We start from the raw sequence: 25,317 nt of genomic DNA on the forward strand, positions 1-25,317 counted from the left end.
ACTGTAAATTATTCCCTTCGTTGTGGGTCAAGCTTAGATTACAGAGACGTTATTTCGTCGATTCGGTCGATTTTTAGGTTTTGATACCTTTTTATGACGAAATAGCGTGACTGAGGTTCGTTAAATCTTACAACCGTTGATGATCCGCCTTTTAAGATTAGGTAGGTTCGTTAGCGCTTGGAGGGAGCAGCAATTCCTTTTTGAGGCAGCCCCATCGTTTTTTTATGAGAAAAAAGATCCTCTCTTTTATCTATAGGTTCTGAGGTGTTCAGTGATTGTTAAGAGCTGTTATGTATATTGAAACAGTAAGTCATCAGAAAGGTTAAGGAGGAGAACATTTGAGTCTATACATTGGAAGGGGTACAAGAGTGAAGTTTATACGGTGGACTGTGATTGCTCTTGTCGTTACATTACTCACAAGCGTGGGTTTTCCATCTTCATCGGCATTGGCCGCAACAACACCCATTTCGTTAAGCCAACCTACAGATATCGAGTTCTATAAGACGGCTGATGGGGAAAAAGAGATGCTGATCGCAGACAGCGGCAACAATCGGGTTATTCGGGCTACAGCGGAAGGCGAAGTGCTGGCGACCATGGAGGTCAACCAAGTAACGGCGGCTACGATGGGCAGTGATGGGTTGATCTATGCTGCTGAATCAGGTGCAAAAGCACAGGTACATATTTTTAACCCGGACGGTACAGTGAACGCGCCGCCTATAGACGTTATGCGTAAATTTTCGTTGTATGCGGGTCAAGACGAGGATAAGCAACCCTATATCCGAAATGTAATTCGGTACAAACAGAACAACAATGAAACCTTGGCCCTGTTCTACAACGAGTACAGAGTGCATAATAACGTTCCACAGAGGTATGCCACATTAGCCGACATGAACCTGGACAATTCAGGCTGGGGATCACAGAGCGGAGGATTCACAGAATACTCCAGTGTAATTCTTGGAGATGGAAATCAGAAATGGTATACATCTAATAGTGGAGTTATGCTCTACCCCTTGGTTGGTATACAGAATTCAACAGACAAGCTTGCAGATCTGACACTGGATGTAGTAGACAAACGTTTATACGTTGTGAGCGAGAATCAGATTATGCGCACAGGCTATGAAGGCTTCGAATATCCTAACGCTCCTGTCTTGAGTACATGGGTGAGTGGAAACGAGACCTATCCTATCGACATAGGCAATCAGATCGCCGTTGGACTGGAAGGCGAAGTGTACATGGCTGATACGGCGAGAGACCGGATCGTCATTTTCAGTGCAGACGGAACTACTGCTCGTACTCTGGGTCTCAGCAAAGATGACACCCCTAAGCCTACAGCAGGTACATTTTCCAAAACAGTTATCAAAGGGTTACCAATAGCCTTTACATCTACGGATTTTGACAGTAACTATGCTGACCAAGAGAATCGGCCCATGACGGACATTCGCATCGTATCCCTGCCTGACAGTGGTAAATTGCAGTTGAATGGTACGGACGTTGTGAAGGATCAGGTGATTCCTGTCGCAGAGTTGAATACATTGAGCTTCCTTCCTGCTTCGTCATTTACGGGGATCAAGACAACGTTCCTGTGGGAGGCCAAAAACGGAGTTGTGTTCACGGATAGCGCCAGTGTAACCATTATGCTGCGAATCAAAGGTGATGCCACCGGGGATGGTGTGCTTACACCAGCTGATGCGTTATTGGTCAATAAATATATCAAAGGGCTGATCACATTTACACCAGAACAGATTGAAGCACTGGATATGAATGATGACGGTGTAGTCGATGCGAAGGATTCAGTACTGATTATGGGCGTTTACTTGGGCATCAACTCATTAACCTAGGAAGAGGTGAATAGTTTGCAAAACTATGATTCATATATATTTTCAGGAAAATCCAGACGGTCAATGAAGGGTATTCTGGTTATGTTGCTTCTGGTCTCTATGATGTTCTCGTGGATGCCTCAGGCAGAAGCCAGTGTAGATCCTGTTATTCTTATCGGAGAAGTATCCGGTAAACCAGGAGATATCGTCGAAGTGCCTGTATCCTATGATTCAAAAGGCTCAGAATTTTCTTTTTATCACTCTGATCTGACCTTTGCCTATGATCCGGCAGTGCTTGAACTGGTGGATGGGGATGAGGTCGTGAACCAGCAAGCTTATGAAAAATATCTTGGAGCTGGCATAACTAAAAATACTTCTGTTCCAGGTTTCATTCAGATTGTAATGACGACGCAAAGTTTCATTAATGAATCTACAGTGATGTATTCCCTTCATTTCAAAATCAAGGATAGTGCGACTGCCAGTGCAAGTTCAGTAAACCTTCATTCAGGGGCATTGATTAAGGAAATTGATCTGTCTCAGGTGACTGGAGAAGCCGGGCAAGTGAACATATTGGCAGATGAGAAGCCGATTGGAAATGGACTTGTTTCGATCGGATCAGCGCAAGGAAAAGCTGGTGACAAGGTCACGCTCCCGGTGGATACCGTGTCACTTGATCAACCGATTGGGTCTTTCGGGGTACGCTTGAAGTATAATCCCGCAGCCCTTCAGGTGATTAATGTTACAGGTGACGTTCCGGGAATCCAGTATAACGCGAATAATGAGACGGGATCAGTCATCGTGGGCTGGAGTGATGAGGACGGAGGACAGAGTCCAATTCCGGCATCCGAGAGCCCACAGGCGCTGTTCAAAATCGAATTCACGATTGCTTCCGCTGCTATTACAGGAGAGTATCCGGTTCAGGTTGTCGGCACAACCCTGCCTGAACACTTTACGGTGACAGATACTGATGCAATGGAGATGAACAAGCAGATTGTACCGGGCAAAATTTCAGTCGTGGGTTCACCAGTTACGCCAACAACACCATCCAATCCGGGTTCGTCCGGTTCAGGAAGTTCATCCAGTGGTTCGTCAACACCATCCACGCCTGCAAGCACTTCCGAGAAGATTACAGTAAATGTGACTAATGAACGGAACACCAATGCCGTTGTTTCGGCAACGATTATAGAGAGAACAACAGGGGCAGATGGACGTAAAAAAGACGAGGTAAATCTGACGGCTGAGCAGACTTCTCGTGCAATTGAAAGCCTGAAGAAGGCCGGTTCGAGTATTGCCCGGATCATGATCCCGGATGAGAAAGACGAGGTATCCGAACTGAACGTGAAGCTGCCAGCCAAGTCTACTTCACTGATGGCTGATGAGAAGATGAATCTGTATATTGAAACGGATAATGCTTCCCTGCAACTGCCGGCGAATTCTTTACAGGGACTGGGCTCGGATATATTCTTCCATCTTGTGCCGATCAAGGATACCGCAGGGCGTGAAGTGGTGGAGCAGCGTATCCAGAACGATCCATTAATCGTCAAATCATCATCAAATACCGCGGACTTCCGTTTGGTAGGTCGTCCAATGACCATTGAGACAAATATGAGCAGTCGTCCGGTGACAGTAGTACTGCCAATCCGAGAGACAAACCTGACGCAGAAGGAAATGGACAAGCTGCAAGTATTTATTGAACATAGCGATGGAACCAAGGAACTCGTTAAGGGTAAAATCGTTAAATTTAATGGAACTGATCAACCGGGAATTGAGTTTGAAGTTACCAAGTTCAGCACATTTTCCATGATTCTCATGAACCGCACTTCTTCCTCAGCTTACATTCAAGGTTATGCGGATGGCACGTTCAGACCGAATCAGGCGGTTCAGCGTGCTGAAATGGCTGCTTTATTATCTCGAATACTTTCGTCTGACAGCGATGAAGCTACGCTCGATACATCATATCGGGATATGCCTGCTGCGGAATGGGCACGCGAAGCGATTACAAAGGCGACTGCGGCAGGTTATATGCGAGGCAATGCTGCCGGGGATTTCATGCCGGAACGTTCCATCACACGAGCTGAGATGGCGGTCATCATTGAACGGCTTCTGAATCGCAAGGATATCACGGGGGCAGTAACGACAACAGAGCTGACGAAGGAAGCTACGGACATTACACTGCACTGGGCCCGCGAGGCGGTTCAGCGTGTATTGGCAACGGGAGTCATGAGTGTGTCTCCGGACGGAGCATTTCGTCCAAACGAAGCCGTAACACGAGCGGAGGCGGTTACATTGCTGAATCGTCTGGTTCATATTGAACCTGAACTGTCCGGTACTTCCAGATGGAAGGATGTATCTGCAAGTCACTGGGCTTATGGTGCAATCCAGGCTGCATCCCAGAATTAAAATGTAGAGTGCTGATGCTGCTTGTTCCTATCTTTCAGCTGGGGACGAGCAGCATCAGATGAAATCCAGGAGGCATCTGCGGATGCCTTTTTTTCATCGTTATATTGTGGTTTTCAAAAAGGATGGACAGCATCTGGTGTGAGTGGGAGAATAACGCTATATTGCAAGATAGACGTTTACTTGAGAAAGAGAGATGACGGTCATCAGAACGGATCGATTTTTGTTAGGGATCGGATGCATGACCCTGCTGCTTGCACTGGTGGTTGCGTGGCAGATCACAGATGGACACGAGAAGCCTGTGGCCAGGCAGGGGATTCTGGACATGGCAGGTGTGGAGTGGACGAACCAATCTGTCATACCGTTGGATGGAGAATGGGAGTTCTATCCGGAGCAGTTGCTCTCACCACAACAGATTAAGCTCAACCATAGCCAACCTGTCATGATACAAGTGCCGGGAAATTGGGACGATAAAAGGATTAGTCAGGCATACCCCATGAATGGCAAAAGTTACGGAACCTATCGCTTGATTGTACGCAATGTGCCGCAAGGTGAACTTCTGGCGATTGCCAAACGTTATGTACGCTTCTCGGATGTGATGTATGTTGATGGGAAATTGATGAGCCGTTCCGGACAGCCGGGTACATCTGCCGCATCGTACGTCCCCCGTAATGAGCCCTATACAATCTATTTCCACCCTGAAAGTACAGAGATTGAAGTTGTGCTACAGGTAGCCAATTTTGATTTTCGTAGTGGTGGCATCTATAACTCGATTGATCTGGGACAAGGCAGTCATATGGAAGCGAGAGCGATCATTCAATCGGGACTTGAGCTGTTGATTATCGGCATTGTGGTGATCTTTGGATTGTTGTTCTTCTATCTGTATGTGCGCTTGCACCGTGATGGAATCCAGCTGCTGTATGCGTTGTTCTTTATTGGTTTTGCATTGACGGTGGTGACCAACGGGGAGCGTCTGCTGTTACAGCTGATGCCGGACATTTCCTTTGAACTGGCGTACAAATTGAAATATATATCGGTATATGGTGTGTCTATTATTACAAGCATGATTACCTGGAGACTTACTCCTGATCTGAAGCCCCTGTTGAAAAAATGGCTTCGTGTACCAAGCATAGTGCTGGCTTTATACGTGGTATTGATCGTGATATCTCCATTTCGTATCTATTCGTTGATCCAAGAGAGCATGTATGCCGTTAATCTATGTGCGTACGCCTTGGCTTTCATTGTTATTATTCATCAGTATATTCAGGCAAGGTACGGAAACAAGAGTCGATCCCAAGCTCAATTGCTGATCATCTGCATCTGGCTTATGTTAGTAAACTATGTTCTTGGAATCATTGTTACGTGGTATCCAATCAGTCAGGTGCTGCTGAACTGTACAACGCTTGTGATTTTGTGTGCCTTTGCCATGTTGCTGATCTATCAATATACACAGGCGTATGCCTCGATGCAGCAACTTACCCATCAGCTTCAATTGTCGGACAAGGCCAAGGATGAGTTTTTGCTATTAACTTCGCATGAGTTAAACTCTCCGCTTCACAGCATTATTCATCTGTCCCGTTCTGTGCTGACGACCTCACTGAGGCGCGCTAATGAACAGGAGATCCGGGGCAAGCTTCAGCTTATCCGCAATACGGCGTACCGGATGTCCAATCTGGTCAATGATCTGATTGACATGTCAAGGTTCAGGGATGGCAGCATAAAGCTATTCGTGGGGACCGTTGATCTGGTATCCTGCCTTTCGCTGGTCACGGAGGTGCTGGGATTTCTGGCTTCTGGCAAAAGCATTGTTATGATTCGCAGGTTAGAGCCTGAAGCACGCTACGTCATGGCGGATGAGAGTCGGCTGCTGCAAGTACTGTATAACCTGGTCTATCACATGATGGGACAACATCATAATGGGAGGCTGGTTATGGCGTGCGAGAGGCATCAGGATAATGTGCAGATTACCCTTTGTCTGGAAGCTGATCCAGATCGGAGTACTCGGCAACGTCAGGAAGTGGACTCCGGTTCACAGCAAGCGGATCGAATTGCAGCGGGGGTGTCTGTTGCAGCGGAAATGGTTAGCGCAATGCGAGGAAAACTCGTGGTGAACGATGAAGCTGCGTCCATCATGATTGAGCTTCCGTGTGCTACTAGTGTCGACAGGGAAGATTTGACGGAGATAGCCGCAACGCAGGAGACCGATGTGAAGGAGGAGAAAAAGGTGGGAAGCGTGATTTCAGCCCACGTTTTAATTGCGACGTCTGATCTCGTAGACATGGAACAACTGAACACATTGCTTGCTACGGAAGGCTTTCATCTGAGCTTCGCAGACTCTGATGTCAAGGTTCGGACTGCATTGGCTGGCGGAAGGTTGCCCGATCTTGTGATTGTCGACGCCATGCTGCCTGAGGTGACCGGCTATGAGCTGTGCAAGCAGATTCGGATGGAGTTCAGCCAGGTGGATCTCCCGATTCTGTTTATCAACATGCGCAGTACACCTGCGGATATTGAGGCGTGTATTCAGGCCGGCGGCAATGATTTTATTACCCGTCCACTGGATGCTGGCGAAATTCTTGTCCGAATACATACATTACTTGGCATGAAGCAACTCGTAAAAGAAGCAGCCAATAACGAAATGGCCTTTCTGCGATCACAGATCAAGCCGCATTTTTTATATAATGCCTTGGGAACTATCATGTCATTATGTTTTACGGATGGGCCGAGAGCTGGAGAACTGCTGGGCAGTTTTAGTCGTTATCTGCGTATTCTCTTTCATCTGGATAACTCCGAGGAGTTGATTCCACTCAGTAAGGAGATGGAGTTAATTCAGGCTTATGTGGAGATTGAGCAGGAGCGATTTGGTTCACGACTTCAGGTTCAATTGGACGTGGATAGCTCGTTATATTCTTGTAAAGTCATGCCACTCCTGATTGAGCCACTGGTAGAGAATGCCATACGGCATGGCGTATCCAAAAAGATTGATGGGGGAACCGTTCGTTTGTTCATTCGAAGATGTGAAGATAGCGTTCAAGTGGTGGTTGAGGACGATGGTGTGGGCATGTCTGGAGAGCAGGTTGCCTTTCTTCTGAGCAAAAGTCATACAGAACAAGGCATTGGCCTCCAAAATGTACAGAGACGATTGAAACTTATGAACGGACAAGCACCTGTGATCAAGAGCGAACAAGGTCAAGGTACCAAGGTGACCATCGAGTTTCCTTATCAATAATAAAAAGAGGGGGAGAGAACGTGTTGCAGGCCTATTTGGTGGACGATGAGCCTCATGCTCTGAATATGCTGGAGATGTTTCTGACTCGAACGGGAGAGGTCCACATTGCAGGTCGTTCGGTGAATGGATTCGAGGCACTGGAGGCACTTCAGCATACACGACCGGATATCTGGTTCCTCGATATTGAGATGCCGGGCATGAGCGGATTGGAGCTTGCAGCGAACATCCATGAGATCGAACCGGATGCGGTGATTGTATTTACAACGGCTTATGATCATTATGCTGTCTCTGCTTTTGAACATGAGGCTCTGGATTATCTGCTCAAACCAATTGAGATGGGCCGATTGTCCAGAACCATTGACAGATTACTGAAGGATAAGGGGAACGCGGTCAAGTCATCTGCCGAGCAACCGGACCGGCAATCTCTGATGAACAGTGATGAGCCGAATCAATTATTTGTACAAATGCTTGGAAAGTTTCGTGTCACGCCTACGAACGGTGAAATCGTCATGTGGCGTACAGCAAAGGAGAAGGAACTGTTTGCATATTTGCTGTTGCATGACCCGGCCACCGGTGTTGTTCACCGGGATCGCATTATTGACCATCTGTGGCCTGATGAGCGTTACGAAAAAGCCAAAATCTATATGCATACATGTGTCAGTCTGCTAAGAAAAAACCTGAATAAAATGGGTATGGAGCAGATGGTCAGCTACAAGAATGAACATTACATGCTGGACAAAAAGCGAATCCGGGCTGACGTATATGATGTGCTGGAACTTGTGCTTCGAATGCAGCGCGGGGAGGATGTTCCACTGGCTCAAATGGAGCGGACTTTGCATATGTATCAGGATGAACTGCTTCCGCAGGAGGATTATTTCTGGATGTCTGAACTGAGCCAGAAGATGGAGCGAGGTGCGTTGAAACTCATGCTGAAGCTTTCCGAGAAGTATCTGGAACTGCATAACGGCAAGAAGGCAGCAGAGGCAGCGGAACGTGCAATGTGGCATTCCCCTTATGAAGAAGAAGCGTATCGTTGTGCCATGCAAGCCTATTTGTCCATGGGTAATCATGACCATGTCTTACGTATCTATCGCGATCTTGAAGATCGATTATGTGAGTTGCATATTCGTCCTTCTTCTGTGACCACACGTTTGTATGAACAGATTAAAGTCTGAACGGTGAAGAAGTAGCTGCAATGAATCAACGCATATGTGACTATCTGAAATTCCAATAAAACGTGTCCTGGAGAATGCCTTCCAGCGACACGTTTTTGTTTATATGAAAACATTGACAATACGCTAACAATTCCAGGATTTTCCGTTTGCAATTCGCTCCTATAATTACAAACGTAATAGGTCATTTTTACGATGAACGTGGAAGTTGGGGGGATGAGACAGACAAGCTCTCATATTGATGATACATGCAGAATACCAGACAGCAGGGCACGGCATACAAGGCAAATTATATGGAGAAAAGAAGGGTGACCAAAGCCAATGTCAATGAAAAAGGTGTTAGTAGTGTCCATGGTAGCCACAGTGTTAACAACTTCTGTGGTCAGTGCAGTATCAGCTGCTCCTGCAGTGAAACCTGCAGCTAGTACAGCTCAGGTGCAAAACTCCACGCTTACAATAAACGGAAACAGCGTCATCGTTCGCTCCATCGTGAAGAATGGCGAGACACTTGTATCACTTCGTGATGTGATCAAGGCCATCGGCGCGCAAGCGGAAGTACAACGTGGAACAACGGTGATCAAGCTAAATGGTCACACGGTGACACTTCAGAATAATGCGAAACAACTTCTGGTGGATGGCAACAAAGTGAATTTGAATCAACCAGTTACGATTATTGGAGGTACGAGCTACGTTGCGCTTCGACCTTTGGTATCCAGCGTTGGCGGTACAATCGTTAAGAGAAGCGGACTGCTTGAAGTTAGCACGGTAGCTTTGCTCGAAGGTGCGGAAAACCCTCGTTTTGCCGGAGCGGACAAGCTTATCGTTTCCAAGAGTGATGACAATGGCCGAACGGATTATCTCGTGAATACGACGAGTGGTAAATACGAGCTGTTGTTAACGACAGATGGTGGATCGGATCTGGTTGTTTCCCCGAGTGGTGATCAAGCGGCGTATACCAATGCGGATGGAGCCGTCTACGTTATCGATCTGAAGACAAAGGCTTCAAAATTGATCACAAGTGACACGAGCATCAAACCGGAATTGGTATGGTCTGCGGATGGAAGCGCGATTTATTTCCTGCAAGGAGATAAAGGGTCGGTGATTGCGAGTCTGAATCTGGCTGATGGTGTAATTAAGAAACTGGTTGAAGACAAAGTGGATTACAAAGAAAACCTGAATGTGTCTGCGGACGGCAAAAGATTCATCTACACAGTGACGACACTGGGCAAGGTAACCTCAGATGCAACCAATGTAGATGAAGACAACGTGTCTATCGACTTTTCAGCCAATCAACAGCAAATATTTTCGTATAACAACGGTATATCAAAACCAGAAGCAGCACAGTTAACAACTTCAACCGATGACAAAGTGTTTGTATGGTCCGTTGATGGCCAGAAAGCCTATTACGTGAGCGTACCGTCCGAGGATGGTAATGCTTCGTTGCAATCTGTGGATTCATCCCAGAAGGCAACAACGGTGTACGGTGTTCACGATGTTGAGCAAGTGATTCTGTCTGGCGGCACCTTGTACGTACTGGCTGCGCAGGATGACAGCAACAGCGTCATTCTTTCCATCGACACGGTGACAGGAAAACAAACCAAGCTATATACCGTATCTTCTGATGTATCCTCCATTACCGTTGCCGGATCACAAATCGCCGTGATTGAAAATGACCGGGTTCTGGTTCAAGCGGGTGGTAGCTGGAGAGCCGTTACGAAGTAAGATTTTAAATTTTTCGAACACACACTTTTATAATTCGAGAGGAGTTTAAATGAACATGAAAAAATGGATCAAACCCTTCACTGCAATGCTTATGGCTGTATCGCTAATTGGTGGACTTGGAGGCGCAACGACGGCATCTGCTGCCAAGAGTACGGAGAAAGGCAAAATTGTCATTAACGGTTCTTCGGCATTGCTCCCACTGACTCTTCAGGCTGCAAGTGAATTCAAGAAAGATAACCCAAAAGTTAAAATCTCGGCTTCCGCCGCAGGTTCCATAACAGGTCCTCAATCTGTACGTAAAGGGATTGCCGACATTGGCGCTGTGGACTGGGACGCTTCCAAGGATGTACCTGGCTTCAAGAAATTTGATGGAATGGTAGCCAATCCAGTAGCGGTAACGGTATTCACGGCTGTTGTTAACACAAATGTGGGTGTAAGCAGCCTGACCACAAAACAATTGCAGGATATCTTCTCCGGCAAAGTGACCAACTGGAAAGATGTCGGAGGAGCGAACGCCAACATCGTTGTTGTTAACCGTAAGTTCGGTTCTGGCACACGGGTCAACTTCCAGCAAAAAGCGCTCGACGGTAAAGACTTCATGAGCAAAGGCGATAACTACAAAGAAGTTGGCTCCAGCGGTGATATGAAAACAACCATTGAAACGACACCCAATGCGATCGGTTATATTGACCTTCCTTATGTAACTAGCAAAATGAAGGCTGTATCCATCAATGGTGTGGCACCAACAGAGAAAAACGTTTTGAACAAAACCTACAAAGTATGGGGTATCGGATATTACATGACCAAAGGTCAACCTACCGGTGCAACCAAAGCGTTCATTGAGTACATCCAAAGCAGCAAATTCCAGAATGGTTCCCTGAAAAAGCTGAAATTCATTCCGCTTGCGGCTGTAAAATAACGGAGCTTCAAATGTTCGTCATTCTCACATTTCATAAGAAGAGGGATAGCCAGCTTCTGCGCACGGTCGCAAGCTGGCTTCTCTATGTGAAAGGAAGAGCACTTCATGATCGATTTGAATCCATCCCCGAACAGCCCCGCCCCGAGTGAGCTTGGTGCAAGCCTTGGTAAGGCCACTGAATCGGGCACGCGGTTTAACCGTAAGGCGCGTCTTAGGTGGTCCAATAACCTGTTTCGCATGGTATGCATCGGCAGTACGATCTTTGTATGTCTGGTTCTGTTATGTATCTTAATCCTCATGCTTCGTACGGGCGTTCTCACTTTTGCGGATGTGTCGCTGCGTGAATTCTTTTTCTCCACCAACTGGGACCCGGAAAATGAACATTATGGTGCACTGACCTTTATCCTTGGAACACTGGCTCTTACGGGTCTCACCATGTTGTTCGCCATTCCATTGTCTGTCACCATTGCCGTATTTCTGGCTGAAATGACGCCCAAATGGCTTCGCCATATTTTGCGTCCCGTATTGGATCTGTTAGTGGGTATTCCTTCTGTGGTTTACGGTTTCCTGGGACTGACGATCCTCATCCCCTGGCTAAGGGATATTAGTGGACGTGATCTGGCTGACGGATTACTCGCTGCGTCCATTGTACTGACCATTATGGTACTTCCCACGATCAGCCGGATTAGTGATGATGCCATATCTGCTGTACCGAACAAATACCGTGATGCAGCCTATGCGCTCGGTACGAACCGATTCCAGACCGTGACTCGGGTTGTCTTACCTGCTGCCAAAGGTGGGATTATGTACGCGGTCATTCTCGGGATGACTCGTGCCATCGGTGAGACGATGGCTGTGGTGATGGTCATTGGTAATACAGCACAGCTCGCGAACAGTCTGTTCACGCCAACAGCCGTGCTGACCAGTAATATCGTTATGCAAATCTCTAGCGTCGAATTCGACTCGACCTGGAATCATGGTCTGTACATGATGGGCTTTATCCTGCTTGCGATCTCGATCCTGATGATCGTTATCGTAAGACTGCTTCAGAAGAGAGGGGACCGCAACGTATGAGTGTGAAGAAGCAGGTGAACGCTGTCGTCCCGTCTTATTCTTTTGGCAAACGGAGAAGTTCATCGATGGTGATGGATCGGCTCTTTACAGGCATGGTATGGGGCGTTGGCATTGTCGTCATTTTGTTTATTGTTGGACTGTTATTTTTGCTGCTGAACAAAGGATTGCCTCTACTAAGCTGGGATTTTCTCTATGGTGTTCCTAGTGAGATTGAAGAAGGGGGAGGGATCGGCCCGGCGCTGTTCAACTCGTTCTATGTGTTGATTCTGTCCTTGCTCATCGCCATCCCTATTGGTATGGCGGCAGGCATATATCTGGCAGAGTTTGCACCAAACAATAAGCCGATCGAGACCGTTCGTATTTGTGTGGAGGGATTGTCCTCTGTGCCATCCATCATCTTCGGATTGTTCGGGATTGCCCTGTTTGTGGAGTTTTTCGAAATTGGTCTTACCATTCTCGGCGCAGCCGTCAGTCTTGCTTTCTTGAACCTGCCTGTGCTTACCAGGGTAACGGAGGAATCCGTCAGGGCAGTTCCGGTGGAACTTCGCAATGGATCGTTTGCGCTGGGCTCAACGCATCTTCAGACGATCCGCCAAGTGTTGTTGCCGGTGGCTATTAACGGGATCATGACAGGCATATGCCTGACGGCAGGCCGGACATTCGGTGAGAGTGCTGTCATTATTCTAACCGCTGGGGTGTCTACATCTGGGGAAATGTGGGACTTTAATTTGTTATCGCCTGGAGGAACCCTTGCCGTACATCTCTGGTACATTCAATCGGAAGCGATTGTGCCGGATGCCGAGGAAATTGCACAGAAAACCACAGCGGTACTGATCTTTGTGGCGTTGCTCATTAATGTTCTGTTCCGTGTACCCTTGTGGCTTAATGCACGTAAGAATCAAGCGTGATGAAAAGAGAATGCCGCTAATCGGTATCCTCTGAACAATGCCAACTGTTTAAGCTGAATTCGCAATCATTCCATTTCAACCCGGGAGGGCACCTTGTGCAACCTATTATTGAGATCAACAAATTGAATTTGTATTATGGTCAGTTTCAAGCGCTGAAGGATGTGTCCATTGAAATTCCTGAGCGGGCAATAACTGCTTTTATCGGACCGTCGGGTTGTGGGAAGTCAACACTGCTGCGTACGCTGAACCGTATGAATGACCGGATACCCGGCACACGGATTGAAGGTAAAGTGGCCGTAGGGGGAACAGATATCTACAGTGGTGAAGTTCATGTGGAGACTCTTCGCAAGAAGATCGGTATGGTCTTCCAGCAGCCGAACCCTTTTCCAAAATCCATCTACGACAATGTGGCTTTCGGTCCAAAACAACACGGTATCCATGGCAAGAAGAAGCTGGATGAAATCGTGGAGCAGAGCCTGCGTTCTGCAGTCCTGTGGGACGAGGTAAAAGATAATCTGAAGCGCTCTGCGCTAAGTCTGTCCGGAGGCCAGCAGCAACGCCTCTGTATCGCACGTGCGCTGGCAGTGGAGCCGGATATTCTGCTGATGGATGAAGCGACTGCTTCGCTTGATCCCGTCTCCACCTTCAAGATTGAGGAGCTGACGCATGAATTGAAGCAGCATTATACCATCGTGATGGTTACGCATAACATGCAGCAAGCCTCTCGCGTATCCCAGCAGACTGTGTTCTTCCTGAATGGGGAGGTCGTGGAGTATTCCGCTACCCAGAGCATGTTCGCCGAGCCTGTCGATGCGCGTACGAAGGATTATATTAGTGGTCGGTTTGGTTAAGATATGAGTTGATCGTGGAAACATGTGAGCCTTTCAGAGGTGATCTGAAAGGCTTTTGTGATTTTACAGTTTCCAGGGAAGCTTAGAGAAAAGTCTGCTCTCAGCGCAGCCTATTCCTCTTGTTCTATAATTTCAACATTTGTTTTATTGGAGGCCAGAAAAGAAGGCAGCAGACTGCCATCGGGCAGTGCAATGTTAAAATGTAATAAAGCCTGATTAAGCAACCTGCAGTGTTCAGGTATGTTGTGAACCAGCACATTAAATTGAACGTCTACCGTCCCTCCTGGTGCGATTGTACCCAATGGAAGTCCCTTTACAACGTCTCCATCGGGTTGAAGCTGTCCGTTAACCACCACGCTGCCAGCAATAAATGTGGATTCCGCTTGAATGATATCTTTCAGAATGACATCTGTTCCTGACAATGAGCTTGCGTTATGAATCAAAATTTTGTAACGGAGATGGGAATGGACTTCAACCTCATGTTTGTTAGCACTTTTGACAATGGTAAGCTGTGGCAAACGGCTGGGTATAACCACGGTATTAGATTGGAGTGACCCAACTGTTGCTTGGCCTTGAGCTTGGAATTTAGCTGATAATTGGTTGACGATATCTCCGCTCACGGGCTGGTTGATGACGATAACCTCAAACGTAACACTTGCAGTATGGCCCGGCTGAAGGGATGCAATGAAGATTCCTGCGGCCGGATGGGCTCCAGCAACCGGTTGTCCGTCCAATCTTACACTTCCCTCAACAAAGCGGGTTCCGGTCGGGATCAAATCGGTTATCGTGACCTGAACAATCGTACTTACCGTATTGGTAATGACGGATTGATACGTGATGGTATCGCCCACAACAGCGGAAGTTTTGTCCGCTGTCTTTTGGAGGCTAATCAGTGCTGTCGAAGTGGAAGGCACGAGTACGTTGACGGCATTGGATTGGATTGTAAAGACCATCTGTCCCAAGGTATATTGAAGATTCGCCTGATTCGTTATTTGGGAAGGAGCAGCCCCTGCGTTTACGCTGACCTGGAATGCAACCGTTGCAGAACCTCCTGGCGGAATCATGCCCAGGTTGATTCCGTTCGCAGGGATACCCGCTGATGCTATCACTCCGTTAACGACGACACTACCCGTTACAAATGCTGTTCCCGGTGGAACAGCATCAGTCAATATAACGGAGCTTATAGGCAATCGATTATTATTGCGTATAAGAATGGTATAGGTAATGACATCTTTTGGAGAGGCATCAGGCCTGTTGGCTGTTTTGTTAATGGACACATTGGGATGGCTTACAAGGAGAGTGATTGGGTCGGACTGTGAGCTGTCAGTAAGTGTTCTCCCGTCTGCGGTAAGGAACGAGAAGCTGGCAATCGCTTGGTTGATGATCTCCGAACTTGGTGGTATGGAGATAATGGTCACTGAAAATAATACTTCAATGGTCTGCCCTGGAGCAATCGATCCCAAAGCAATGCCAGTACCCGGGTTTGCTGTGGGTAAACTGCTGCCATTGGATATGACACTGCCCTGTACAAAGGTCGTACTGGATGACAGTGAATCCAGCAAAGTCACGTTAGCTGCAATATTACCTGTGTTGCTCAAGGTTAACAGATACTGAACCGTATCTCCGACCTGAACATTGGTGCTGGAGGCTGATTTGACGATGGAAATGACCGGGATATTTACAGGGGTTGTTACTGCATTGGACTGCACGGTATCTGTGAAATTTCCTGTAGTGAATTGTACATTGGCCTGATTGGTTACGAGGATGGGTACAGGCTCGTTAATAACGCGATCATCGACTACAACTTGAAAAGTGACGGTTGCTGAGCCGTTCTGAATGATCATACTGATCGTTATGCCTGCAGCCGGATTGGCATCGGGGATAACAGCGCCATCTACGGTAACACTTCCTGGAACAAATGCTGTACCGCCCGGAATCGGGTCTGTAAGCACAACATCGGTAATCGGTGTGGATACATTATTTTTGATAAGAAGGGTATAGGTGATCGTCTCCCCAATCTGAACCTCCTCGACAGAAACTGATTTGATCACTGAAACAATATCCTCAGCCGTTACCGGTATAGAGACCATATTGGATAATACGCTGTCACTAAGAATTCGACCATCGGGTACAAGGGCAACATAATCGGCTCTCGTTTGATTGTTCAATACAGGCGGATCAGGTAAAGATGTGACTGCAGCCTGGAAAGTGACAACGGCCGGAAACCTTGGTGATACGGTGCCAAGAATAATTCCTGTCACAGGACGGGTACCACTCCAGCGATTCCCGTTAATGAATACACTGTTTTGTACAAACGTCTCTCCTGGTGGCAACGGGTCAAATAAAATGACATCCGCATTCAAATTCCCCGTATTGCTCACGATCAGGGTGTAGGTAATGGTATCTCCCACAACAGCATTCAACTGGGAGGCGGATTTGACTATATCGATAATTGGCGCATACACAGGGATGGTCAAGATATTGGACAAATTCACGATAGGCGTTGTTCCGACGATAAAATTGATGCTCGCTTGATCTGTCAAATTAAACGGGATGGGCAGAGGGAAAGGCAGATTGGTAACACTCACCTGAAAGGTCACGACAACCTGACTATTGCCAGCAATGGTTCCAATATTAACGCCAGTGGAAGGATCCGCTCCCGGGATAACCGTCCCGTTCAAGGTTACACTATTCGGAACAAGAATGGAGCCTGTCGGGATCGGATCAGAAAAAATCACATTATTGACAGGAAAGCCTTCAATATTTGCAATCACGATCGTATAGGTAATAACATCTCCGTCTACAGCATCGATGACATCAGCGCTTTTGGTCAGAATTGGGTCTGGTGCGGATATCGATATGATGATTTCATTGGAAGGGGAACTTCCGGGAATGACACGCCCATCGGGTGGGCTAAATGTATAATCAGTCGTTGCCTGATTCGTTAACTGCTGATTGGCGGGCAATGTATTCACGATGATCTGAAACGTAACAAACACGGATTCTCCCGGAGCCAGCGTTCCTAAGGGAATGCCTGTAATCGGATCAGCCGCAGGCAATGGAATGCCATTAGCTATCACAGTTCCCGGTACAAAAGCGGCATCTGGTGGAATCACGTCCGTAAGGGTCAGCGTTGCGGCTATATTGCCTGTATTGGTGACATTCAGCTGGTACGTAATCGTTTGACCAACGGTTGCAAAGGTGGGGTCCGAGCTTTTCGTTGTTGTGATCACGGGCTGATATACGGGTATGATCAACGGCTCAGAGAAGGACGCTCCTTCGAACGTACCACTTGTAAAAGTAACCTGCGCCTGATCAGCCAGCTCTGGCGGATCAGGTACGAATACAACGGTAGTGCTGAATGTAACGGTGACGGCTACACCGGGACCAATGGTTCCAACACTAACCCCTGTGACCGGATCAGCTGTGGGCTGAACGACGCCGTCAACGGTTACACTGCCGGGAATAAATGCCGAACCGGACGGAATGGCATCTGCAAAAACAACGTTATTAATGGGAGTGGAATCTGTATTCGTGATGACAACGCTATACGTCAGTGTATCTCCAACAACAGCATCAATAGCACTGGCTGTTTTGGTGACACTGACCATAGGAGTCGATACAGTCACCGTCACCACGTTCGAGAGGGAGGCATCTGTAAGGATTCGACCATCAGGCAACTGTGAGGTGTAGTCAGCGGTCCCTTGATTATTCAGATCAAAACCACGCGGCAAACCGATCACTACAACCTGAAACGTGATCGTAGTAGAACTCCCAATTGGAATGTTCCCCACGGGTATTCCACTGGCCGGATTATCAGCGGGCTGAACGACACCGTTGACGGTCACGCTTCCTGGTACAAAGTTGGAACTGTCCGGAATGGGGTCTGTGACCGTTGTGATTGCATCAATATTTCCGATATTGGTTACGACCAAGGTGTATGTAACCGTACTGCCAACCAGGGCATTGGCAGTATCCGCACTTTTGACAATCGCAAGATCAGGCTGAAAGACCGGAATCGTAACCGCGTTGGATGGAGCCTCATTGGAAATGATAGGTCCACCTAGTACTGTCGGTGCCGTATAACCAACTTTGGCCTGATCGAATAGACGAGGAGGTGTCGGCAAGGAGGTTACCTGCGCTTGAAAAGTAACGACAACAGATGCACCTGCTGGCAGGGAACCTACAAAAATCCCGGTTATGGGATCCGCCCCTGGCTGTGACACCCCATCAATCGTAACACTATCCGCGACAAAAGCACTGCCGCCAGGAATGTTATCAAATACAACCACATCGGTTGCATTCGAAACAGAAGTATTTTGCACAAGTACGGAATAGGTAATCGTGTCCCCAACAATGGCGTCCTCTTCAGTTGCCGTCTTGGTTGCTGTAATGACAGGTGTATTAATATTAATTTGAAGGGCGAAGGAATTAACCAAATAACCGTCTCCAGATGTTGTCAAACGTAGAAAAGCAGAAGTTTGAGTATTTACAAGTGTGCTGCTGACATCCACGTTAGTAATGTCCCACCCTTGTCTTCCGCCAACAATATCGGTTCCCGGTGTACCGTTGATCTGATTCCGGTTGCCGAAGGTACCTGTGGTATCTAATGCTCCAGTATCTCCGTTGATCTGGGAGGCAAAGAAATTGGTTGCAAAGTTGTTGGGGCCGGATAACGCCCTGAGATTCGAGACGGTTGGACCAAACAGAGCCTGATCGCCCGTTTTGTTCGCATCTCCCTCTTGTGCGCAGAGCAATGCGCGTCCTGATAAGGGACCAGCAAAAGGCGTCGCAAAGCCCTCGATTGGCGTTGTGACCGGACCTGAAGTAGAAAGAATCACTTCCGCCCCTACCCGGATGGATAGATTTCGGAGGGGCAGGGCCGGATTTCGATAAACGACGCCAAGCGTCCAGCCTGCATTATTCGATGTAGGATCGGGAATGGACAACGTTCCCACAACCCCGCCTGTTACATATGTCCCCGTTCCTCCAGATCGAATGATATCCGTCACATCAGACGACCGAACGTATGCATAGGTTGTCGGGAATCCAGATGCCGTGGACAGGATCACTTCTCTCGCCGTAGCTGGATCGGGTGAAACCGTTGTTACACCAGCAGGTGTTGTCAGGATGACGTCTTTGTTAATAAAAGCCGAATTGTTCTCCTGATTATCAATGTACGTTCCTCCCCAGATTAACTCCGCATAGAGAACCGTGCTGCCCGCAGGCAGATTGAGAACGGCAGCTGAGCTGTTGTTCTGAAATACGTTGGTGGTTCCCGGCGGATAGGAGCCGAACTGCACACTCGTATCCGTGATGATGTAGCCTCCAATACTGTCAACCGTACCGGGAACACCCACCGTATTGGACCGGCTCAGCCCCAAAGTGTTACCTGTGAATGTTACGGCACCAGTATCATTGATCACATACCTTTCAATAAAAGCCACTTTTCTCACACCCTTCATCATAAAGTCGCTTTAATCAATATATTTGTGCGCAAAAAAATTATGTTGAAGTACAGGCTTAATGTTGAGCAGGAACGCTATTTTGCAATTTTGTATTTTTGCTATCTTTAGTTCCGCCAGTTCTCAGCAGAAGCCGCGAGAACAAGTTATTATGATAGAATGAGTTAGGTTTGGATGTTGAAACGGTGGGGGGGAGAAAATGAACAAAACGGAGCGGCAGCTTGCTATTACGCTTGAATTGCAGCGAAGAAAGATGTTAAGAGCAGAAGATTTAGCTGCTCAATTTGAGACAAGTGTACGTACGATATATCGAGATATACAGGCATTAAGTGAGGCTGGTGTTCCGATTATGGGTGCTCCGGGTCAGGGGTATTCCCTTATGGAAGGATATTTTCTGCCCCCGGTAAGCTTCACCGCAGAAGAAGCCGTATCCCTGCTCATGGGAGCTGATTTTATCGAACAGAGATTGGATACAGAATACGCGATGGAGGCTAAGTCGGCTCAACGGAAAATTGAAGCGATCTTACCAGAATCCGTTCGTAATGAATCCACACGTGTTCGGGAAACGATGCGACTGCTTCATACGGTTGAACCTTTAACCAGAGCGCGGGTGAAAACATATCTTAACCAGATACGTAATGCCATTTTGGATCAACGTAAAATCAGCTTTATGTACCTGAAAAAAATACCAGGAACGGATGGCAATCGGTATAACTTGCGTGAGGTTTCTCCATATGGACTCTCACTGGTTCAGGAGAATTGGGTGTTAATTGCACGTTGTGATATGCGACAAGACATTCGTCATTTTCGTTTGTCACGGATGACTGAACTTTCCGTGCTGGAGAATCGATTCCTTTTGCCACCGGATTTTGATCTAAACAGTTATCGACCTCCTGACGACCGTAACGAACAAGTATTAATCAGGGCTAAACCTGAAATCGCTGACAAAATTATGGAGGCCCTTCATTTTTATATGGATGCATTTGAGGAGCAAGAGGAGGGTGTTGTTTTTCATTTTCGTGTCCGCTACCCGGAAGAAATATTGCATTATTTACTTGGCTGGGGTGGAGATATCGAGGTCTTGGAGCCGGAGTCTTTGCGCTTCCGAATGCAGGAAGTAGCCAAAAACATCTTAAAACACTACTGACATACACCTGTCAGTAGTGTTTTTTTATACTTTGATATATCACAGATCAAGAGGAGTGGGTTGAAGGATGAGAAGTACAACGGAAGTATTGAAATCATTTGAAACGGCAGTAGAACGATATTTGGCAGAACTGAACAAATTGGATATGGGTAGCTTACTTAAAAAACAAAGTGAAGAGGAATGGTCCATTGGACAGATGTATGTTCATTTGATTCAATCAGCGCTTTTCATGCATCTGCATAATATTGAGCAGTGTTTGAGCAGCAAGGATTCGACGTTAAACTTGGGGGAGGAAAAAACAGAACTGGGTAGGAGAGTGTTCGAATTAGGACAATTCCCTCCCGTTCCAATTAAAGTCCCTGCTTCCCCGCAGTACACCCCGCAACCACACGAGAGCATGGAGTCCTTGATCGATGGGCTTCACGAGGTAGTGGATCAGATGAGAAGCACGGCATCTGTTTTACACCAAGCGTCCGTAAACAACAAAATACGTCATCCAAGGCTTGGCGCTCTAAATGCTCAGGAGTGGTTTTTGTTGATAGAGATGCACTACAGACATCATTTTTTACAATTGGATCGATTGATATCGAATCTGGAAATGTAAACGAGAGAAGGGGATGGGATATATCCATGAAACCAAATCAGGACAGCAGATATTGGATTGGTGTTGTATCTGCTTTTCATGTAAATGTAGCCGTAGAGGGAGGGTTTGCGCAGTTGTGCCATGGGAAGTCAGCGCTGTTGCGACAGATGTCCGCGGGTGACTGGTTGATATACTATTCTCCACGCACAGACATATCAACAGGGCAGCCACTTCAGGCGTTTACCGCTATTGGTCAAATTACCGATGACAGGATATACCAATATAAGATGTCGGAATCCTTTGTACCCTTTCGCCGAGATCTCCGTTATCTTCCGTGTCGAGAAGTAAAGATAGCAACGTTGTTAGACCAACTCACTTTTACACGCGGGAATCGCAATTGGGGGTTTCCATTTCGTAAAGGTCACTTTGAAATTGGGGCTGAAGACTTCATGATGATAGCTTCCTCCATGTTGGAAAATGAGACATTGTCACTACTGGATATTAGCTTAAGCCAGAAATGTTAACAGAACCAAAAGGCCCATAGACAGTCTATGGACCTTTTTGCTTTATGGATAATCATATCCTCCACCGTTGATATTACATTTGCGAAGACGATGAATGCCCAAGGAAAGACCTTTAATCGCCCCGTATTTCTCAATAGCTTGAATCATATACACAGAACAGCTTGGTTCAAAACGACATTTGTTCCTCACTTCAATGGGGGCAAAACGTTGATAGATTCTAATACTCCATATCAGGATCACTCTAACACGTCGTAGAACGATGAATAACATACTTGCTATGAAAACAACCTGGGCACTTAGCAAAGCATATACTGGGGTGAATAGATTCAAGAGATAGAAACATATTATAGAGATGATTAGCCCTGTGAATAATGCAAGTGAAACGTTAAGCAAAGACTTTAACCAATCGATTTCTGGAATAACATGAGTTCTTATATAGAAACTGCTTCGAGGATCGTTTTCTTCATGATGTGTATGTAAGAGTCTAATAAGTTCTTCTTCGGATGGCATGTTATTATATATCAGTTCCTCAGATTCTGAGTTTCTCATGATTGTTGTACTATTATTAAATCTCTCTGTAGAAAATCAGCATATAATGATGTGTTGTAACAGGTTGCTGGAGACAACCGGGCTTCTCAGTGACGGATAGCGACTCCATAGATTGATAGATCCATCCAGATTGTGCTTTGTGATTGATGATATCAGCAAATAAATTAACAGCAGCCTGAGTATCACCTCGGTTTACTTGAACATTTTTCGGACCTGGAACGACTGTGTACTCTCTCATTTAAATCATCCTTTCATATGTTGGAATTATGGCAATAGGCATTCCATTATTTTACTATGGGTATGGTAAACTGTCGATTGAAACTTATTAGATGAGATTGAATTAAATGATAGACCATCTAACAGGATGGTCTTTGTTGCTATTAAGGTTTAAATTCAAGTGGAAAAGTCAATAAAAGCTCTGTAAGCTACGCTGTATAATCCACTGAAAACCAGTACAATTGAACCTATAAAACCATGAGATAAAGAGAGGTATTTCTCCATGACGGATACAAGTGGGAATCGCAAAGTTGATGGCTATCTAAAGAAACTCAAAACGTGGAAGGAAGAGTCCACAAAGCTGAGAGAGATTATTCGGGATTTTGAACTGACAGAAGATATGAAATGGATGCACCCTTGTTACATGCTGGATGGGAAAAACATCGTACTAATTCATGGATTCAAAGAATACGTGGCGATCCTGTTCTTCAAAGGTGCTCTGCTGAAGGATACGCACGACATTTTGGTCCAGCAAACGGAGAATGTACAGGCAGAACGCCAGCTTCGCTTCATCAGTCTGGAGCAGATTGTAGAGCAGGAGGCTATGATCCAAGCCTATATCCAGCAAGCGATTGAAGTGGAACAAGCCGGACTGCAAGTGGAAATGAAAAAGACTGCTGAATATAGCGTTCCTGAGGAACTTCAGCAGCAGTTCGAAGAGAATCCTGCTTTCCGAGATGCATTTGAAGCACTGACACCCGGACGTCAGCGGGCATATCTCTATTATTTCTCACAACCAAAGCAATCCAAAACAAAAGTGTCACGAATCGAGAAGTACATGCAGCCGATCCTGGAGGGCAAAGGATTGAATGATTGATAAGTAATTAACACTCCTAAATTCGTTAGATTTATACAAATTCCAAGAGGCTTCTCCCTGTCATCCGTATGACGTCTGGGAAAAGCCTTTTTTTATATCCAACCGAGAGCACCAATCTTCAACTAATACCTGGCTTTTTTGTTCTTCTTGCACCTTTTTCAGTATTTGAACTGTACCGTGACGAATTGGCACGCAAAATGATTATTCTATCCCCCAAATCCCACGAGTCCGATTACTTGAACTATTTCAGCGAAGCCTTCGCTGTGTACCACGATGCTAGAATAACACGCAGTGCATTGATCGGATCAAGAAAAAAAGTTGAGATACAAGAACATAGTCATTAATCTTTCTTGAACTTGATTAATGGAACAATAGAAAATATGAACCGAACATGACCACCCATCTGGCGGGTGGTCATGTTTTTTTGTTGACTGAGGGGATGTTGCCAATAATGAGCGTGCCAATCCCATTCTTGACTCACCATACAGAGTTAAGTACCTCATCTACTTCCTTGATCTGTGTGCCGATATCCAATGTACCTCAGGGCTTCAATGATTGATTGGTGTGAATGCGATTTCATTGTCCCATTTAGAAGAGTCGTTGACAAATTAAAGGGTTGAAATTATACTTCAGTTAAACGTTTACGTAAGACGTATATTTAAGAAATGGGGTGAGACTATTACTCCAACGATTAAGGATGTAGCCAAAGCGGCAAACGTATCCGTAGCCACAGTTTCGAGAGTGCTCCATAATTTAAATGGCTATTCTCATAAAACAAAGGTTAAAGTCCTTGAAGCTGTTGAAGAACTTGGATACCACCCTAACGCTATTGCTCGGGGACTCATCAATAAAAGGACACAAACCATTGGCGTTTTGTTTCCCAATGTGTCCAGTGGGTTCACGTCCGAGATTCTTTATGGTATTGAGGAAGCTGCCAATGAAAAGGATTACAGTGTAATCGTATGTAATACAGCAGCAGATGGAAAAAGGACCATGAAATATTTACAGGTTCTTCGGGAAAAACAGGTGGATGGTGTTGTATTCACTAGTGAGCTATTGAAAGATGAATATTATCATCAGTTGAAAAATATGAAGATGCCTGTTGTATTGGTTAACACACATTCTGCCAAATACTCAATCCCGTATGTGAAGGTCGATGATCGGCAAGCTTCTTATCAAGCAACTGCCTACTTAATTGAAAAAGGACACACTGACATTGCGATGATCGGTGGAACTTCTTGGGATACTGTAGCAGGTATTCCTCGTGTTGAGGGTTACCGACAAGCTCTTACAGATCACGGAATTCCTTTTGATAAAACTAAAATAGCCTACGGAAATTTTCATATGGAAAGCGGAAGAACAGCTATGGCGAAGCTATTGGAGGAAGCACCACCTTTCACAGCCCTTTTCGCAGCCAGTGATGAAATGGCGATTGGAGCCATGGGAATGGCTTTTGAAAAAGGGATAAAGGTTCCAGAAGAGCTTTCGATCATCGGTTACGACGACTTAAATTTAGCAAAAATCATTTATCCGCCTTTGACAACGATTCATCAACCATTGGCTGAAATGGGACGTATTGCTGTTGAGAAATTAATAACACTCATTGAAGAGCAGGGAGAGGTTACCAGCAGTATCGTTAGCCATTCCATTGTGGAAAGACAAACCGTAAAAGCTAAAACATAACTTTAACTGTACGTAATAAGGCAAATGATTACGCTCCGGTATGTAGATAATCGCTCTATACTATCGGAGGTAATTCTGCTATGGAGGTGAGAATCTTTTTTTACGATAAAGAGTAAACGTTTACGTAATATGCAAGTGATCTACATTATTTTAAGTTTAAAAAGGATTCATTCGGTAGGGGAAT

Annotated in this window: 17 protein-coding genes; 14 read left to right on the forward strand and 3 right to left on the reverse strand. The window is 46.2% G+C overall.

Annotated elements, in window-relative coordinates; all coding sequences use genetic code 11:
• Nucleotides 1–338: 338 nt before the first annotated feature.
• The 9 genes from D829_RS0101015 (at nt 339) to pstB (ending at nt 14,089) form a co-directional block, all read left to right on the forward strand.
• Nucleotides 339–1,838, forward strand: a complete 1,500-nt coding sequence (locus D829_RS0101015; protein WP_017686969.1) for a dockerin type I domain-containing protein — start codon at nt 339–341, stop codon at nt 1,836–1,838.
• A 63-nt stretch (nt 1,839–1,901) separates the two neighbouring features.
• The gene (locus tag D829_RS0101020; protein ID WP_017686970.1) at nt 1,902–4,217 is read left to right on the forward strand and encodes an S-layer homology domain-containing protein; all 2,316 of its coding nucleotides are present in this window, start codon (nt 1,902–1,904) and stop codon (nt 4,215–4,217) included.
• A gap of 193 nt (nt 4,218–4,410) precedes the next feature.
• Entirely contained in the window at nt 4,411–7,443 is a 3,033-nt protein-coding gene (locus D829_RS0101025; protein WP_017686971.1) for a histidine kinase, read from the forward strand.
• A gap of 20 nt (nt 7,444–7,463) precedes the next feature.
• Nucleotides 7,464–8,618 (forward strand): response regulator, encoded by a 1,155-nt coding sequence (locus tag D829_RS32275; protein WP_017686972.1) that lies wholly within the window; start codon nt 7,464–7,466, stop codon nt 8,616–8,618.
• A gap of 318 nt (nt 8,619–8,936) precedes the next feature.
• On the forward strand, nt 8,937–10,337 hold the full coding sequence (locus tag D829_RS0101035; protein ID WP_152416917.1) for a stalk domain-containing protein: 1,401 nt from the start codon (nt 8,937–8,939) through the stop codon (nt 10,335–10,337).
• A 55-nt stretch (nt 10,338–10,392) separates the two neighbouring features.
• A complete protein-coding gene (locus D829_RS0101040; RefSeq protein WP_017686974.1) occupies nt 10,393–11,256 on the forward strand; it encodes a phosphate ABC transporter substrate-binding protein in 864 nt (287 codons plus the stop codon).
• Nucleotides 11,257–11,361: 105 nt separating this feature from the next.
• Nucleotides 11,362–12,330, forward strand: a complete 969-nt coding sequence (pstC, locus tag D829_RS0101045) for a phosphate ABC transporter permease subunit PstC (protein ID WP_017686975.1) — start codon at nt 11,362–11,364, stop codon at nt 12,328–12,330.
• Nucleotides 12,327–13,238 (forward strand): phosphate ABC transporter permease PstA, encoded by a 912-nt coding sequence (gene pstA / locus D829_RS0101050; RefSeq protein ID WP_017686976.1) that lies wholly within the window; start codon nt 12,327–12,329, stop codon nt 13,236–13,238. Before pstC ends, pstA begins: the two co-directional genes overlap by 4 nt.
• A 95-nt stretch (nt 13,239–13,333) precedes the next feature.
• On the forward strand, nt 13,334–14,089 hold the full coding sequence (pstB, locus tag D829_RS0101055) for a phosphate ABC transporter ATP-binding protein PstB (protein WP_017686977.1): 756 nt from the start codon (nt 13,334–13,336) through the stop codon (nt 14,087–14,089).
• Between the two features lie 110 nt (nt 14,090–14,199).
• On the opposite strand, the gene D829_RS0101060 is transcribed toward pstB, so the two are convergent.
• Entirely contained in the window at nt 14,200–19,536 is a 5,337-nt protein-coding gene (locus D829_RS0101060; RefSeq protein ID WP_017686978.1) for a DUF11 domain-containing protein, read from the reverse strand.
• Between the two features lie 217 nt (nt 19,537–19,753).
• Between D829_RS0101060 and D829_RS0101065 the strand changes: the two genes are divergently transcribed.
• The 3 genes from D829_RS0101065 (at nt 19,754) to D829_RS0101075 (ending at nt 21,808) form a co-directional block, all read left to right on the forward strand.
• Complete coding sequence (locus D829_RS0101065; RefSeq protein WP_017686979.1) at nt 19,754–20,701, forward strand: YafY family protein; 948 nt, start codon at nt 19,754–19,756, stop codon at nt 20,699–20,701.
• Nucleotides 20,702–20,768: 67 nt separating this feature from the next.
• Nucleotides 20,769–21,305: a DinB family protein gene (locus D829_RS0101070; RefSeq protein WP_017686980.1), complete on the forward strand. Its 537-nt coding sequence runs from the start codon at nt 20,769–20,771 to the stop codon at nt 21,303–21,305.
• 26 nt (nt 21,306–21,331) lie between these two features.
• Nucleotides 21,332–21,808 carry an EVE domain-containing protein gene (locus tag D829_RS0101075; protein WP_017686981.1) on the forward strand — a complete coding sequence of 159 codons (477 nt, stop codon included), beginning with the start codon at nt 21,332–21,334 and terminating at the stop codon, nt 21,806–21,808.
• A gap of 42 nt (nt 21,809–21,850) precedes the next feature.
• Here D829_RS0101075 and yidD read toward each other — a convergent pair whose 3' ends face one another.
• A complete protein-coding gene (gene yidD, locus D829_RS34345; RefSeq protein WP_346773271.1) occupies nt 21,851–22,357 on the reverse strand; it encodes a membrane protein insertion efficiency factor YidD in 507 nt (168 codons plus the stop codon).
• Nucleotides 22,358–22,373: 16 nt separating this feature from the next.
• On the reverse strand, nt 22,374–22,595 hold the full coding sequence (locus D829_RS0101080) for a hypothetical protein (RefSeq protein WP_017686982.1): 222 nt from the start codon (nt 22,593–22,595) through the stop codon (nt 22,374–22,376).
• Nucleotides 22,596–22,856: 261 nt separating this feature from the next.
• Here D829_RS0101080 and D829_RS0101085 point away from each other — a divergent pair, with 261 nt between their 5' ends.
• Together D829_RS0101085 and D829_RS0101100 are read left to right on the forward strand one after the other, a co-directional pair.
• Nucleotides 22,857–23,450 carry a YdeI family protein gene (locus tag D829_RS0101085; protein WP_017686983.1) on the forward strand — a complete coding sequence of 198 codons (594 nt, stop codon included), beginning with the start codon at nt 22,857–22,859 and terminating at the stop codon, nt 23,448–23,450.
• Nucleotides 23,451–24,140: 690 nt separating this feature from the next.
• On the forward strand, nt 24,141–25,133 hold the full coding sequence (locus D829_RS0101100) for a substrate-binding domain-containing protein (RefSeq protein WP_346773273.1): 993 nt from the start codon (nt 24,141–24,143) through the stop codon (nt 25,131–25,133).
• The last annotated feature ends 184 nt before the right edge of the window (nt 25,134–25,317 follow it).

Origin of the sequence: Paenibacillus sp. PAMC 26794, assembly GCF_000316035.1 — a bacterium.
GTDB lineage: Bacteria > Bacillota > Bacilli > Paenibacillales > Paenibacillaceae > Paenibacillus.